Genomic DNA, 15,028 nt, shown 5'->3' on the forward strand with positions numbered 1-15,028 from the left:
CGCCGGTTACGCTGGCGGCGACCTTGATGTCAGGAGACTACCATGAGCAGTGATGTACTTTTTACCCCCGCGACCGACACCACCGGCTGGCGCATCAATGGCGACCGCCTGTGGGCGTCGTTAATGGATCTCGCGCAGATCGGCGCCACGCCGAAGGGCGGCTGCCGCCGTCTGACCCTCACCGACCTCGACCGCCAGGGGCGGGACAAGGTAATAGGCTGGGCGCGGGAGGCCGGGATGAGCGTCACCATCGATAAAATCGGCAATGTGTTTATGCGCCGGGAAGGCCGCAACCCCGGCCTGCCGCCCATCGTCTCCGGCAGCCATATTGACACTCAGCCCACCGGCGGCAAATTTGACGGCAACTACGGCGTGCTGGCGGCGCTGGAGGTGGTGCGCACGCTCAACGATCTGCAGATTGATACCGACGCGCCGATTGAGGTGGTGTTCTGGACCAACGAAGAGGGGTCGCGCTTTGTACCGGTGATGATGGGCTCCGGGGTCTTTGCCGGCGTCTTCCCGCTGGAGGAGACCTGGGCCGTCACGGATAAAGAGGGCATCAGCGTCGGCGAGGCGCTGGCGCAGATCGGCTATATTGGCGAGCAGACCCCGGGGGAGCATCCCGTCGGCGCCTATTTTGAGGCGCACATTGAGCAGGGGCCGATTCTCGAAGATGAAGCGAAAACCATCGGTATCGTGCAGGGCGTGCTGGGGATCCGCTGGTACGACTGCGTGGTCACCGGCCAGGCCTCGCACGCCGGACCCACGCCGATGCGCCTGCGTCAGGATGCCCTGCAGGTGGCGACCCGCATTATGCAGGAAGTGGTGGCCATTGCCGGGCGCAGCGAAGAGGGACGCGGCACGGTCGGTAGCGTGCAGGTGTGGCCCAACAGCCGCAACGTGGTGCCCGGGGAGGTCACCTTCTCCATTGATATGCGCAATCTCAGCGATGCGCTGGTGGACGAGATGGATCGCCAGCTGCGGGCGTTTATCGCGGAGGTTGAGCGGGAGAGCGGTCTGCAGGTGGCCCTGAAGCAGGTAAGCCACTATCCGGCGGCGCCGTTCGATGCCGAATGCCAGCAGGCCATTGCCGATGCCGCGCAGCGGCTGGGCTATCCGGCGCGGCCGATCGTCTCCGGCGCCGGGCATGACGCAGTGTATATGAGCTACCTGGCGCCCACCGGGATGATTTTTATCCCCTGCAAGGACGGGATCAGCCATAACGAAATTGAGTATGCCTCGCCGGAGCACGTCGCCGCCGGCGCCAACGTGCTGCTGCAGGTGATGCTTCAGTACGCGCGGCCGGTGTAGACGGTCGTCCTCCCCGGCGACGCGACCTCCAGCCGTTTATCATGCTATAGCCCGGGTAAGGCGGTTACGCCGCCGCGACCCGGGACGGCGGATGACGGGGCGGTCAATCACGGCTCGGGCTCCCTGCGCCAACCCGCTGGCGGCCAAATTTGCGCGAGCCCACCACGCACAGCACCACGCCCAGCGTGACCGCCAGCATCAAGGGGCTGACGGTTTCGTGCAACAGCGCCGCCGACAGGCCTAGTCCGAAGAACGGCTGCAATAGCTGGAGCTGGCCGACGGCGGCGATCCCGCCCGCGGCAAGCCCTTTGTACCAGAAGATGAAACCGATCAGCATGCTGAACAGCGACACATAGCCGAGCGCCGCCCAGGAGGAGGCCGAGATGGCATGCCAGGATGCGGGCTGAACCAGCAGCGAGGCGGGGAGCATCAACGGCAGGGCAATCACCAGCGCCCAGCAGATCACCTGCCAGCCGCCGAGCTCCCGCGTCAGCTTCGCCCCTTCCGCATAGCCGAGGCCGCAGGCGATAACCGCCGCCAGCATCAGCAGATCGCCGCTGAGTGAGGCCGCCGCACTTTGCGTCAGGGCGAATCCCACCACCAGCAGGCTGCCCAGCAGCGAAAAGATCCAGAAAGCCCGCCGCGGGCGTTCGCCGCCGCGCAGTACGCCAAAGAGGGCGGTCATCAGCGGCAGCAGACCAATAAACACAATCGAATGCGCCGAGGTAATGTGCTGCAGGGCCAGCGCCGTGAGTAGCGGAAAGCCGAGCACCACCCCAGATGAGACGATGATCAGGGACACAAGCTGCGCCAGGCGCGGGCGTTTCTGACGAAAGCCAACCAGCAGCGCGACGGCAAGCAGCCCGGCGATGGAGGCGCGCAGAAAGGTCAATAACAACGGATCCATATCCTGCACCGCCAGCCGCGTCGCGGGCAGCGACCCGCTGAAAATGATCACCCCCAGTAAACCATGAAGCCATCCGGACCAGGGGCCGGGCGCCGATTTATCCAGTGTTGAATCTACCACGTTAACCTCGCGTTATCAGATTGGGCTGCGCCCGCTTGAGCATCGTCTGCGGCGATGGTAATGTGCCCAATCTAATACAATCAAATTATTGTCATAGATACATTTCACGATGAAAGCCCGATATAAAGCCGTTGTCGACCGATATGCGCAGGCGATCCGCAGCGGGCAGCTGCCCGCAGGCAGCCGTCTGCCGACGCACCGTACCCTTGCCGCCGGAGAACGCCTCTCGCTGGCCACCGCCACGCGCGTCTACCGTGAACTGGAAGAGATGGGGTTGGTCAGCGGCGAAACCGGCCGCGGCACCTTCGTGCGCGACCTCTCGCTGCCTCCGGGGCACGGGGTCGATCAGCAGGTGGTCGCCGCCGATGTCGTGGATCTCAATTTCAACTACCCTTCGCTGCCGGAGCAGGGCGATGCGCTGCGCGAGGCGCTCAGGCAGCTGGCGATGGCGGGCGATATTGACTCGCATCTGCGCTATCAGCCTCATGCAGGGCGGCTCGCCGAGCGGGACATTATCGCCCGCCATTTGACCTGCCAGCACTTTGCGCCGGACGCGGAAAATGTCCTGATCGTCAACGGCGCACAGCACGGGCTGGCGGTGACCGTCATGGGGCTGTTACGTCCGGGGGATGTGGTGGCGGTGGATGCGCTGACCTATTCGGGCTTCAAAGTTCTGGCGGCGCTGTATCATCTGGAGCTGGCAGCGATCCCCTGTCGGCCGGAGGGACCGGACCTGCGGGCGCTTCATACGCTGTGCCAGCAGCGGCGGGTGCGGGCGGTGTATACCATGCCGACGCTGCACAATCCGCTGGGCTGGGTGCTCAACACCGGGCAGCGACAGGCGCTGGCCGATCTCGCGCGCCAGCACGATCTGCTGATTATTGAAGATGCCGCCTATGCCCGGCTGGTGAGCCATCCGCCGCGGCCGGTGGTCAGCTATGCGCCGGAAAGAACGGTGTATGTCACCGGATTTTCAAAAAATATCGCCACCGGACTGCGCGTGGGGGTGGTGATTTCTCCGCCGCGCTATCGGCCGGAGATTGAGCGCGCCATCCGGGCCACGACGTGGAATACGCCGACGCTGATAAGTTCGCTGATCTGCGCCTGGATTGAAGATGGCACGGTGGCGCGCTTTGAAACGCAGAAACGCCAGGATGCGCGACAGCGGCAGCAGGTGGCCCGCGAGGTGCTTTGTGGGCTTCCCGTCGTCAGTCATCCCGATTCGTACTTCGTCTGGCTGCCGCTGGGTGAAGAGAGCCGGGCCGATCGGCTGGCGAATGCGCTGATGGAACGCCGCATTTCGGTATCGACCGCCGAGCCGTTCTGCGTCTCCGCCACGATCCCGCAGGCGCTGCGCATTGCGCTCGGATCGGTGCCTTTCGACAGCCTGCGCCCGGCGCTGCTCAGCGTGCGCGACGCCGTTGAGTATGAACAATACCGCTAACCCATCTGCTCCAGCTGGCCGCGCAGGACCTCCACCCCCTGGGCGATGGCGTCAGGGTTAATGGCGTGGAATCCCATGCGAAAATAGTTATCCGGCGGCGCGGCGCTGAGAAAATGGCGCGCCCCGGGCTCAATCAGCACGCCGGCGTGGGCGGCGCGCCAGGTGAGCTGCTGGGTGTTGATCTGCGCCGGGGTCTGCAGCCAGAAGGCGTTAGCATGTTCGCTCCCTGCCAGCGCGCGACACGACGGCAGATAGCGCTGCAGGGCGGCGTGCAGACGCTCCCAGCGCTGGGCGGAGTCATAGTGGTAGCGCCGCAGATGGGTTTCATAATGGCCCTGTGCAAGGAAGTGGGCCATCTGGTACTGAATGTTGGTCGGCGGATGGCGATAGACCAGCCGGCGCAGGGCGCGCGCCTCGTCGATCAGGTCCGGGTCGGCGACCATAAACCCCAACCGCAGCCCCGGTGACAGCGCTTTTGACAGGCTGCTGACATACACCACCCGGCCGCTGCGATCGCTGGCCTTCAGCGCCGGCAGCGGGTTGAGGGTAAAGTTACTCTCCGAGTCATAATCATCTTCAATAATGACCGCGTCATGGCGGGCGGCATGCTCCAGCAACTGGCGACGCCGCGCACTGCTCATGGTCACCCCGGTGGGCACCTGATGGCCTGGAGTGACATAGTAGTAATCGCAGGGACGCTCATTAAGCACGATCCCCTCTTCATCCACCGGGTGCGGCACCACCTCGGCGTCGGCGAGCAGAAAGGTGTTGATGGCTTCGCGGAAGCAGGGGTTTTCGACGCCAATGCGGGTGGTGGAAGAGAGCAGCAGTCGGGTCAGCAGGTAGAGGGCATTTTGCGAGCCAAGGGTGATGAGAATTTCATCCGGCGCGGCGACAATGCCCCGCTTGGGCAGCACCCGGGTGCGGATCTGCTCGATCAGCATCGGCACATCCTGGTCAATATGGTCGATGACCCACGCCGGGTCGCGCACCCCGCCGTGCAGCCAGTTCGCCGCCGAGCGCCAGGTGGCCAGCGGGAATTGCCGGGTATCGGGCTGGCCGTAGATAAACGGGTAGCGGTAGTGCATCCAGCCCGCCGGTTTGAGGATCGACTCCTGCTGGCTGGGGGTCATCTGCAGCCGGTCGCCCCAGCGTGGTGCAGCGGCTTCGCGCTGCGGTGCACTCTCGACGGCGGCAGGCGAAGCTTCATGATAGTCGGGATGCAGGTAGTAACCGCTGCGTGGGCGGCTAATCAGGTAGCCCTCGTTGACCAGACTTTCAAACACCAGCGCGGTGGTGTTGCGCGAGACGCGAAGCTGGCTGGCCAACTGGCGACAGGAGGGCAGCGGGGTGTCGGCGGCGAAGATCCCGCTGAGAATGGCATTCACCAGCGTCTCTCGCACCTGTTCCTGCAAACCGCGGCCAGGCTGAAAATCAACGTGTAACAGGTGACGGATCATACGGGGCTCCTCTGGCAATAACGCATTGCGACCACCCGTTACACTCAGCAAATTCCATACCACCCTGCCGCCATCTGACACAGCGATGCGGCCCATCTGGCTCTATACGGAATTGAAAAACGCTCCCACATTAAAAACGTATTCAGCCGCCGTGGACTGGAACGTCCCCGGCCACTATTTTGCAGAAACCTTTTCGCGTTCTGGAATGAACCCGTCTGGCCAATCCATCAGGGGTGAAATAATGAAAAAATCATTGGCATCAATGTGTCTGAGCGCTGTATTAACGGTCGCTTTTTCTTATCACGCCGTCGCGGCCGATCTTCCGGAAATAGAAAAATCCGGCACCCTGAAAGTGGCGACGGAAGATGATTATGCGCCGTTTAACTTTATGAATAATGGCCAGGCTGATGGCTTTAACAAAGATATGCTTGAGGAATTACGTAAGTACGCCAAATTCCATGTCGACCAGAGCATATTACCGTGGACCGGATTATTAGCGGCTGTCTCCACCGGGCAATACGATATGGCCTTAACCGGGGCGGTTATTACCGATGAGCGGCTGAAGGTCTTTGATTTCACCCCACCGTGGGCCTCCGCGCAGCACTATTTCGTCAAACGCGCTGGCGATACCTCGCTAAATACCATTGCCGATCTCAGCGGCAAAAAAGTGGGGTTACAGGCCGGGAGCGCGCTGCTGGCGCGTTTGCCGGAGCTGAAGGCGATGCTGGAGAAGACCGGCGGCAAGCTGGGGCCGGTGGTGGAGTATCCCTCCTATCCGGAAGCCTACGCCGACCTGGCGAACAAGCGACTGGATTACGTGATTAACGTGGTGATCTCGGTAAACGACCTGGCGAAAGCCAAACCGAAGGTCTTCGCCAAAGGGCTGGCCGTCTCCGGACCGGGCTATATGGCGTGGCCGATCCCGAAAAACTCGCCGCAGCTGCTGGCCTATATGACCAGGTTTATGAACCACATGAAGGAGACCGGCAAGCTCGCCGAGCTGCAGAAAAAATGGTTCGGCGAAACCTATGACAACCTGCCGACCGAGGCGATCACCAGCCCGGAACAGTTTCACAAACTCGCCGGACTGTAATATTCCGCGGCGGGCGACCGCCGCCTGTTGTTGAGAAGGAGGGCCTCATGGATGCAATTTCCTGGCAGTTATTAATCGAAGGCGCATGGACGACCCTCTGGATTTCGGCCATCGCTATCGCCTTCGGGGTGGTGGCTGGCCTGCTGATCGCCCTGGTACGGATGCTGCGCCTGCCGGTGATCGACCAGCTGCTGGTGGTCTATATCAGTCTGGCCCGCGCGACGCCGCTGGTGACGCTGGTGCTATTTCTGTTCCTTTCCCTGCCCACGATGGGCATTAACCTCGACAAGAACGTGGCCGCCATCGTGGCGCTGACGCTTAACACGTCGGCGTTTAACGCTGAGATCTGGCGCAATGCCTTCCGCACCTTTCCGCGCGAACAGCGGGAGGCGGCGGAGTCGGTGGGGATGCGCCGCTGGACCTACTTCCGCTACATCATGCTGCCGCAGATGTGGATCGAGAGCCTGCCGGCGCTGGTCAATGAGATGTCCTTTTTGATCAAAGGTAGTCCGGCGATCGCCGTGATTGGCGTGGTGGATCTCACCCGGGTCACCAACCGTATCTCCTCGGTCACCTACGAGCCGCTGTCGCCGATCCTCGCCGCCGGCCTGCTGTATGTGGCGATCATCGGCTGTTTGTTGAAGCTGCAGGGTATTGCGGAACGTAAAGCCAGGCGTCTGGCGCGCTAGGAACGGGAGGCATTATGAATCAGTGGGGCGTTATCTGGTCGGTTCGCGATAGCTTTATTGCCGGGTTATTCGCGACCCTCGAACTGTTTATTACCGCCGCCCTGGCGGCGCTGATTATCGGTATTGCGCTGTGTTATTTTAGCGAATATCAAAAGAAAATGATTAACCGGATTATTATCGGTTTCGTCAGCCTGATGCGCGCGATCCCTTTTTTGATCCTCGCTTATCTTCTGTATTACGGACTGCCGCAGCTCGGTATTAGCATGGAGCCGTGGACCGCCGGTTTACTGGCCCTGATTATTTATCATGGCGCCTATTTCTTTGAAATATTGCGCAGCCAGCGGCGGGTATTTTCCGGCGGATATATTGAAGCGGCGATTGCTCAGGGCTTTTCTCGCTATGCCATTTTTCGGCGGATTATTTTACCCAATATCGTCTCTTCCGCCTTACCGCTGATCGGCAATCAGCTGATTATTTGCCTGAAGGACACCGCTTTCCTGAGCATTATTACCGTTCAGGAGATCACCGCCGCCGCCAACAGCGTCCAGGCGACCTATTTTATTCCGTTTAACGCCTTTATCGTCGCCATTGGGCTTTACTGGGCGATCAGCATTCTGCTGGAGCTGCTGATTAAGCGCCTGACCGCCTGGGGAGCCAAAAGAGGAATGAGCCATGCCTGAGTCTATTGCCGTAAGCGTCAAAAACGTCTCCAAACAGTTCGATAATGTGGAAGTCCTGCGGGATATTAACCTGACGGTGGAGAAGGGGACCGTGGTGAGTATTCTCGGCTCGTCCGGGTCGGGAAAATCCACCCTGTTGCGCTGTATGAACTGGCTGGAACAGCCGGACCGCGGTGAAATTCATATCGGCGGTCAGCGGCTGGGGATTGATGAACAGCGCGGCCGGGCGATGTCGCACCGCCAGCTGGCCAAAATCCGCGAGCGGGTGGGGATGGTCTTTCAGAGTTTTAACCTGTGGCCGCATCTGACCGTGCAGCAGAACGTCAGCGAGGCGCTGCTGCGCGTTAAGGGCATGAAACGAGACGAGGCGAAGGCCATGGCCATGCAGCAGCTGGAGAAAGTGGGCATGGCGCACAAAGCCGATGTTTACCCGATCACTCTCTCCGGCGGGCAGAAGCAGCGGGTGGCGATCGCCCGTTCGCTGGCGATGTCGCCGGAAGTTATTCTCTTCGATGAACCGACCTCGGCGCTGGATCCGGAGCTGGTTAATGAGGTGTTGGGGGTAATGAAAGCCCTCGCCGCCGAGGGTTACACCATGGTAGTGGTGACCCACGAGATGGATTTTGCCCGCCAGGTGTCCAACGAGGTGGTGTTTCTGGAGAAGGGACTGCTGATTGAGAAGGCGCCGCCGGAGAAGTTCTTCACTCAGCCTGACTCCGAACGCGTCAGGCAGTTTCTGCAAAGCAGCCGTTAGTCCGGCCTGCATTCCCTGCCGGCAGCGCCGGCAGGGGATGCGTCGGGTTTCGCTTAATCCCGATCGATGGCGAACGGCTGCCACGCCTGACGCACCGGCATCACCTCCACCCGGTTAATGTTCATATGCGCCGGCAGCGTGGCGATATAAAACATCTGCTCGGCGATATCGCGCGCGCTCAGCGGCGTGGTGCCGCGATAGAGCTTATCCGATGCCGCCTGGTCGCCCTTAGTACGCACCAGGGTAAATTCGGTCTCGGCAATCCCCGGCGCCAGATCGGTGACCCGCACGCCGGTGCCAAGCAGATCGCAGCGCAGGTTATAGCTGAACTGCTTCACAAACGCCTTGCTGGCGCCATACACATGGCTGCCGGGATAGGGCCACTGCCCGGCGATCGAGCCGATATTGATAATACTCGCCCCGGCGCCATGGCGGATCAGCGTCGGCAGCAGGGCGTGGGTGACTGTCACCAGACCGGTGACGTTGGTGTCGATCATCGTTTTCCAGTCCTCCAGCGCCACCTCCTGCGCCGGCAGCGGCGACAGCGCCAGCCCGGCGTTGTTGATCAGGGTGGTGATATCGGCGAAATCGGCGGGCAGCGACGCCACGGCGGCAGCCACCGCCTCGCTGTCACGAACGTCAAGCTCAATAATATGCACCGGCACCCTGGCGGCGAGTCTGTCCTGCAAGGCCTTCAGTCGCGGATAGCGGCGCCCGCTCAGCACCAGCGACCAGCCCGCGTCGGCAAACACCTGCGCTGCCGCTTCGCCAAAACCCGAGGTCGCCCCGGTGATAAACACTACGTTGCTCGTTGCCATCTCATTCTCCTGTGCGGTTGTCCCTTCACTATAAAAACGCCGGACGACAAGGCACAGGGCCAGACGACGGGCGGGGATGTGACACCGTGTCACATCGTTATGCGCGCACTGGCTCTATCCGATTTGCGCGGCCAAGGCCAATGATGAAGCCAACCACTACGACATGAGAGAGGGCAGGGTATGAAGCTGGCAATTCACAACGAGGTCGCGGTAAGCAATGACGAAGTTCGGCAATTAGATCGCGCCTATGTGTTTCATTCATGGTCGATGCAGGGCAATCTCAACCCGCTGGTCATCGCCGGGGCGCAAGGCTGCGAGCTATGGGATTATGAGGGGAACACCTGGCTCGATTTCAGCAGCCAGCTGGTGAACGTCAACATTGGCTATCAGCACCCCCGGGTACTGGCGGCCATGAAGGCGCAGCTGGAAACCCTGGTCACCATCGCGCCCGCCACCGCCAACCTTGCCCGCGGCGAAGCAGCGAAGCGCATCGTCGACCTGGCGCCGGCGGGCTTCAGTAAGGTGTTCTTCACTAACGCCGGGGCGGATGCCAATGAGAACGCGATTCGCATGGCGCGGCTCTATACCGGGCGCGACAAGGTGCTGTCGGCCTATCGTTCCTATCATGGCAACACCGGCAGCGCGATCGCCGCTACCGGCGACTGGCGCCGGGTGCCGAATGAGTTCTCCCGCGGCCACGTTCACTTCTTCAACCCCTACCTTTACCGCAGCGAGTTCAACGCCGCGACTGAGGAAGAGGAGTGCCAGCGCGCGCTGGCGCATCTGCGGCGGATCATTGAATGCGAGGGGCCGACGGCCATCGCGGCGATCCTGCTGGAGTCCATCCCCGGCACCGCCGGGATCCTCGTGCCGCCGGCAGGCTATATGCAGGGCGTGCGCGCCCTGGCCGACGAGTTTGGCATCGTGCTGATCCTCGATGAGGTGATGGCCGGCTTTGGCCGCACCGGCAGCTGGTTCGCCTTCGAGCAGGATGGCGTGGTGCCGGATCTGGTGACCTTTGCCAAGGGGGTTAACGCCGGCTACGTGCCGGCGGGCGGGGTGCTGATTAGCGAGCCGATTGCCCGCTATTTTGACGACCACTTCTTTGCCGGGGGGCTGACCTACTCCGGCCATCCGCTGGCGATGGCGGCGATTGTCGCCACCATTGGCGCGATGAAAGAGGAGAAGGTGGTTGAGAACGCGGCCTCTATCGGCAACGAGGTGCTGCGCCCCGGTCTCGAGGCGCTGGCGGAGAAGCACGCCATTATCGGCGAGGTGCGCGGTCGCGGCCTGTTCCAGGCGCTGGAGCTGGTGAGCAGCCGTGAACAAAAAACGCCGCTGACCGCCGCCGACATGGCTGCGATCAAAGGGGCCCTGACCGAAGCCGGGCTGCTGGCCTTTGTGGTGGAGAACCGCATTCACGTGGTGCCGCCGTGCACCATTATTGCTGAGCAGGTGGCGCAGGGGCTGGCGATTTTTGATGCGGTCTTTGCTCGCTTTGCCAGCCTGGCGAAGTAGGGGAGGGGGCCGGATACTGTTGCCCGGCGGCGCGCTTGCACGGGCCTACGGGGTGTGAGCCTGTGAGTGGATCCTGTAGGCCGGGTAAGGCGCAGCCGCCACCCGGCGAAATCAAGGATACCGTGCCTGATATCTTGCCCGGCGGCGCTGCGCTTGCCGGGCCTACGGGGTGTGAGCCTGTGAATGGATCCTGTAGGCCGGGTAAGGCGCAGCCGCCACCCGGCAACACCACGGGTACCGTGCCTGATATCTTGCCCGGCGGCGCTGCGCTTGCACGGGCTTAAACGCCAGCCGGACGGTTCCCTCTCCCTCCGGGAGAGGGCCAGGGTGAGGGGAAGCACTGCAGTGTGGTTGTTTATGTTATCGGTGGCTTCAGCGTAGTTTGCGCTCCCGGTTAATCGCCTGCGTTATGTCACTCCTGGCGCAGGGAGCGCACAGGGGGCGGCCAGTCGCCGCCGCCGCCTGTACCCCCGGGCTCCGGCCAGCAACATCGCCGCTGCGCGGTGCCTTCGACTTTTCCCTGCAGGCTTCGGGTCGGGCCGAGGCAGCGTCCGTGCAAAACACGGCCCTCAGCCCGCATCCATGCGGGCTGCCCCGGCCTTCCGGGAACGTCTCAGCGATGTTGAGGCCGCCAGCACCGGCAGTTTCAGCAGCCCCAGGACCCGCGGTGATTTGGGGCTGTAGGCCGGGTAAGGCGCAGCCGCCACCCGGCGAAATCAAGGATACCGTGCCTGATATCTTGCCCGGCGGCGCTGCGCTTGCACGGGCCTACGGGGTGTGAGCCTGTGAGTGGATCCTGTAGGTCGGGTAAGCGAAGCGCCACCCGACAAAACAACCGCGCATCCGCTGGCCTCACCTCATCCGGTGCTCTCCGTTGACCAACGCTTCGCGATCGAAAAAGCGCTGGATCACGCCCTCCGCCATAAACGCCGCCCGATCGGACATATGGGCGATGACGTCGGCATCGTGGCTGACCAGCAGATAGGTCATGCCGTGCTCCTGTTTCAGACGATTAAGTAGATTAAGGATTTCCGCCTGTACCGACATATCCAGCGCCGAGGTCGGCTCATCCAGCAGCAGGATCTGCGGGCGCAGCAGCAGGGCGCGGGCAATGGCCACGCGCTGCCGTTGGCCGCCGGAGAGCTGATGCGGATAGCGGCGCACGGCGTCGGCGGCCAGACCCACCTGCTCAAGGGCGGTGGTTACTCGCGGGGCAACGTCGCGGATGCCGTGGATCTGCAGCGGCTCCGCCAGGGTGCGCCACAGGGTATGGTTGGGATGCAGCGAGGCGTACGGATCCTGAAACACCATCTGCACGTTGCGCCGCAGATCGCCCTGAAAGCGGGCGCCCGGCATAATGGCCTGGCCGAGCAGATCCACGCTGCCGCGCCATTCGCGCTGCAATCCGGCCAGCACGCGCAAAATCGTCGATTTGCCGCAGCCCGAGGCGCCGATCAGGCTGAAGGTTTCCCCGGCGTCGACACGGAAACTGGCGGCGGAGACCGCCGTCTTCGCGCCGAATGTAACCTGTAAATCCTTAAGATTAACGATCGCCATGGGCTGTCTCCGTAAAGTCCTGGGTTCTGTCGAGGGTCGGCAGCATCTGGCCGTAGGTGTGCGCATTTGGCCGGCAGGTCCACAGGGTGCGGGTGTAAGGGTGCTTCGCGCTCGGCAGCGCCCGCGCCGGCATCTCGTCGACCTGTCTTCCCTGGTACATCACCAGCACGCGATCGCAATGCGCGGCCACCAGCGGTAGATCGTGGCTGATCAGTAACATGGCCATCTGCCGCTGCGCGCTCTGCTCCACCAGCAGCTCGAGGATCTGGTTGCGCAGGCGGGCGTCGAGGGCCGAGGTCGGCTCGTCGGCTATCAGCACCTTCGGGTTATTGAGCAGCGCGAGGGCGATCATCACCCGCTGTCCCATCCCGCCGGAGAGTTCGCCGGGATAGCGGCTGAGGACCGGCAGATCCAGACCGACGGCGGCGATGGCGTCTTTGACCGCCTCAGCGCGCGCGCGGCGGCTCAGACGCTGATGCAGGGTTAACGCCTCCTCCAGCTGCGTCTGAATGGACTGCACCGGATTCAGCGCATAGCGCGGGTCCTGCAGCACCATGGCGATATCGTTGCCGCGCAGCGCGCGCCAGCCGCGGGCGCTGAGGGTCAGCACATCGCGCCCCAGCACCTCCAGCCGTTCAGCGCTCACCACCCCGGGCTTGCGCACCAGGCCCATCAGCGCACGGGCGGTCATCGATTTGCCGGAGCCGGATTCGCCCACCAGCGCCAGCCGCTCGTTGCCGAGGGTGAAGCTGACGTTGTCCACCACCCGGGCGGTGGGATAGTCGACGGCGAGTCCCTGGACGGTGAGTCGGATGTCAGTCATGTTGTGGCTCCAGAATATCGCGCAGGCCATCGCCCAGCAGGTTAAACGCCAGGCTGGCAAGCAGGATCGCCGCGCCGGGGATGGCGGCGATCCACCATTGGTCGAAAATCACCTGCATCCCGTCGGCAATCATCGCTCCCCACTCCGCCATCGGCGGGCGGGCGCCCAGACCGAGAAAGCCGAGCCCGGCGGCGGCAAGGATAATACCCGCCAGATCGAGCGCCAGCCGGACAATCGCCGACGGCAGACACAGCGGCAGAATATGGCCGACCAGCAGCCGCCCGCCGCGGATGCCCAGCATCTCCGCCGCGGCGAGGTAGTCGCTATGGCGCAGGCGCTGAATTTCGCTGCGCGCCTGACGGGCGTAGGCCGGCCAGGTGGTCAGGGCTAACGCCAGCGCGCCGTTTACCAGCCCCGGGCCGAGCATCGCCACGAACGCGAAGGCGAGGATCAGGCGCGGCATCGACATCACCACGTCGGTAAAGCGCATCAGTATCCGCTCCAGCCACCCGCCATAGTAGCCGGAGAGGATACCCACCAGCAGACCGACGGGCAGGGTAATGGCGGTCACCAGCGCCACCAGACCCAGCGCCGGGCGGGCGCCGTAGAGCAAGCGCGACAGCAGGTCGCGGCCGTAGCTGTCGGTGCCGAGCCAGTGTCCCGCCCCGGGCCCCTGCAGACGAGCGGCGGCATCCTGCCAGTTGGGATCATGCGGCGCCAGCCACGGGGCAAACAGCGCGGTCAGCACCAGCAGGATCACCAGGGTCAGGCCGCTGAAGGCGGCGGGTGAGCGGCGCAGACGGCGTAAAAACAGATAAGTCGGCATCAGCGCACCCTCGGATCGGTTAACCGTACCAACAGGTCGGTCAGGTTATTGATCAGCACAAAACTCACGCCGATCAGCAGCGTGCCGCCCATGATCGCCGTGGTATCCCCAGCGAACAGCCCCGTGGTGAGGTAGCGGCCGATCCCCGGCCACGAGAAGACGGTTTCGGTGAGCACCGCCCCTTCGAGCATGGAGGTCCAGGCGAGGGCGGTCACCGTCAGCAGAGTGCCGCGGATATTGGGCAGGACATGGCGCAGCAGAATCGTCATCTCTCCGGCCCCTTTGGCCCGCGCCAGCAGAATGTACTCTTTGTTCATCTCGCTCAGGCAGGCGGAGCGGGTCAGGCGGGTGATGCTGGCCAGCGAGTAATAGGCCAGCACCAGCACCGGCAGCGCCAGATGGCCGATCGCATTTTTAAACGCCGCGGTATCGCCGGAGAGCCAGGTGTCGATCAGCGCAAAACCGCTGCGTGGCTCGACGGTGTACTGATAAATATCGTCGAGGCGACCCGGGCCTGGCGCCCACTGCAGCCGGGCGTAGAACAGGGCCAGCATCAGCAGGCCGAGCCAGAAAATGGGCACCGAGTTGCCCAACAGGGTAAAGGTGCGAACCGCCAGATCCCACGGCGAACCGGCGTAACGGGCGCACAGCACCCCGGCGACGATGCCCAGTACCGCGCCGACGATCAGCGCCAGGGTCGCCAGCTCAAGGGTCGCCGGAAAGACCGCCAGCAGGTCGTGGAGCACCGGCTGGCCGGTAGCGCTGGCGATGCCAAGATCGCCATGGGCCAGGTTGACCAGGTAGTGCCAGAACTGCACCGGCAGCGGCTGGTCGAGACCCAGCTGATGGCGAACCTGGTCATAGGTCGACTGGCTGGCATGGTCGCCGACGATCTGCAGTACGCGGTCGACGGGCGACAGCGCGGAGAGCGAGAAGGTGACCAGCAACAGCCCGAACAGCGTGAGCAGCAGCGTAAACAGCCCCTGCAGCAGGCGGGTAAGGTGAGTGGAAAACGATGGCATGGAAAA

At 62.9% G+C, this 15,028-nt stretch carries 14 protein-coding genes; 7 read left to right on the forward strand and 7 right to left on the reverse strand.

The features are described 5' to 3' along the window. Positions 1-42 precede the first annotated feature (42 nt). Entirely contained in the window at positions 43-1,311 is a 1,269-nt protein-coding gene (locus HMPREF1024_RS18500) for a Zn-dependent hydrolase (protein WP_009308111.1), read from the forward strand. A 103-nt stretch (positions 1,312-1,414) separates the two neighbouring features. Here HMPREF1024_RS18500 and HMPREF1024_RS18495 read toward each other — a convergent pair whose 3' ends face one another. Further along, on the reverse strand, positions 1,415-2,323 hold the full coding sequence (locus HMPREF1024_RS18495) for a DMT family transporter (protein WP_032451360.1): 909 nt from the start codon (positions 2,321-2,323) through the stop codon (positions 1,415-1,417). 124 nt (positions 2,324-2,447) lie between these two features. Between HMPREF1024_RS18495 and HMPREF1024_RS18490 the strand changes: the two genes are divergently transcribed. Further along, a complete protein-coding gene (locus HMPREF1024_RS18490) occupies positions 2,448-3,782 on the forward strand; it encodes a PLP-dependent aminotransferase family protein (protein WP_009308113.1) in 1,335 nt (444 codons plus the stop codon). Here the strand turns inward: HMPREF1024_RS18490 and HMPREF1024_RS18485 are convergent. Then, positions 3,779-5,242 carry a PLP-dependent aminotransferase family protein gene (locus HMPREF1024_RS18485; protein WP_004176948.1) on the reverse strand — a complete coding sequence of 488 codons (1,464 nt, stop codon included), beginning with the start codon at positions 5,240-5,242 and terminating at the stop codon, positions 3,779-3,781. The two genes, HMPREF1024_RS18490 and HMPREF1024_RS18485, sit on opposite strands and share 4 nt — an antisense overlap. 241 nt (positions 5,243-5,483) lie before the next feature. Between HMPREF1024_RS18485 and HMPREF1024_RS18480 the strand changes: the two genes are divergently transcribed. Genes HMPREF1024_RS18480 through HMPREF1024_RS18465 form a run of 4 tightly spaced genes read left to right on the forward strand, consistent with a single transcriptional unit; the run spans position 5,484 to position 8,458 of the window. Next, positions 5,484-6,335, forward strand: a complete 852-nt coding sequence (locus HMPREF1024_RS18480; protein ID WP_004178926.1) for a transporter substrate-binding domain-containing protein — start codon at positions 5,484-5,486, stop codon at positions 6,333-6,335. 47 nt (positions 6,336-6,382) lie between these two features. Further along, complete coding sequence (locus tag HMPREF1024_RS18475; RefSeq protein ID WP_002893187.1) at positions 6,383-7,024, forward strand: amino acid ABC transporter permease; 642 nt, start codon at positions 6,383-6,385, stop codon at positions 7,022-7,024. A gap of 14 nt (positions 7,025-7,038) precedes the next feature. Further along, a complete protein-coding gene (locus HMPREF1024_RS18470; protein WP_009308114.1) occupies positions 7,039-7,704 on the forward strand; it encodes an amino acid ABC transporter permease in 666 nt (221 codons plus the stop codon). After that, the gene (locus HMPREF1024_RS18465; protein WP_004151676.1) at positions 7,697-8,458 is read left to right on the forward strand and encodes an amino acid ABC transporter ATP-binding protein; all 762 of its coding nucleotides are present in this window, start codon (positions 7,697-7,699) and stop codon (positions 8,456-8,458) included. The genes HMPREF1024_RS18470 and HMPREF1024_RS18465 overlap by 8 nt, the downstream gene beginning before the upstream one ends. A 53-nt stretch (positions 8,459-8,511) precedes the next feature. Here the strand turns inward: HMPREF1024_RS18465 and HMPREF1024_RS18460 are convergent, their stop codons facing one another. Continuing rightward, positions 8,512-9,276, reverse strand: a complete 765-nt coding sequence (locus HMPREF1024_RS18460; protein ID WP_004176941.1) for an SDR family NAD(P)-dependent oxidoreductase — start codon at positions 9,274-9,276, stop codon at positions 8,512-8,514. 180 nt (positions 9,277-9,456) lie between these two features. Here HMPREF1024_RS18460 and HMPREF1024_RS18455 point away from each other — a divergent pair, with 180 nt between their 5' ends. Continuing rightward, positions 9,457-10,794, forward strand: coding sequence for an aspartate aminotransferase family protein (locus tag HMPREF1024_RS18455; protein ID WP_009308115.1), 1,338 nt, complete (start codon positions 9,457-9,459; stop codon positions 10,792-10,794). A gap of 852 nt (positions 10,795-11,646) precedes the next feature. Here HMPREF1024_RS18455 and HMPREF1024_RS18450 read toward each other — a convergent pair. The 4 genes from HMPREF1024_RS18450 to HMPREF1024_RS18435 are packed head-to-tail and all read right to left on the reverse strand — an operon-like array spanning position 11,647 to position 15,022. Next, positions 11,647-12,351, reverse strand: a complete 705-nt coding sequence (locus tag HMPREF1024_RS18450) for an ABC transporter ATP-binding protein (protein ID WP_009308116.1) — start codon at positions 12,349-12,351, stop codon at positions 11,647-11,649. Next, a complete protein-coding gene (locus HMPREF1024_RS18445; protein ID WP_009308117.1) occupies positions 12,338-13,174 on the reverse strand; it encodes an ABC transporter ATP-binding protein in 837 nt (278 codons plus the stop codon). Before HMPREF1024_RS18445 ends, HMPREF1024_RS18450 begins: the two co-directional genes overlap by 14 nt. After that, a complete protein-coding gene (locus tag HMPREF1024_RS18440; RefSeq protein WP_004142505.1) occupies positions 13,167-14,000 on the reverse strand; it encodes an ABC transporter permease in 834 nt (277 codons plus the stop codon). Before HMPREF1024_RS18440 ends, HMPREF1024_RS18445 begins: the two co-directional genes overlap by 8 nt. Next, positions 14,000-15,022: an ABC transporter permease gene (locus tag HMPREF1024_RS18435; RefSeq protein ID WP_009308118.1), complete on the reverse strand. Its 1,023-nt coding sequence runs from the start codon at positions 15,020-15,022 to the stop codon at positions 14,000-14,002. Before HMPREF1024_RS18435 ends, HMPREF1024_RS18440 begins: the two co-directional genes overlap by 1 nt. Positions 15,023-15,028 lie beyond the last annotated feature (6 nt).

The sequence above is a fragment of the Klebsiella sp. 4_1_44FAA genome, assembly GCF_000238715.1.
GTDB lineage: Bacteria > Pseudomonadota > Gammaproteobacteria > Enterobacterales > Enterobacteriaceae > Klebsiella > Klebsiella pneumoniae.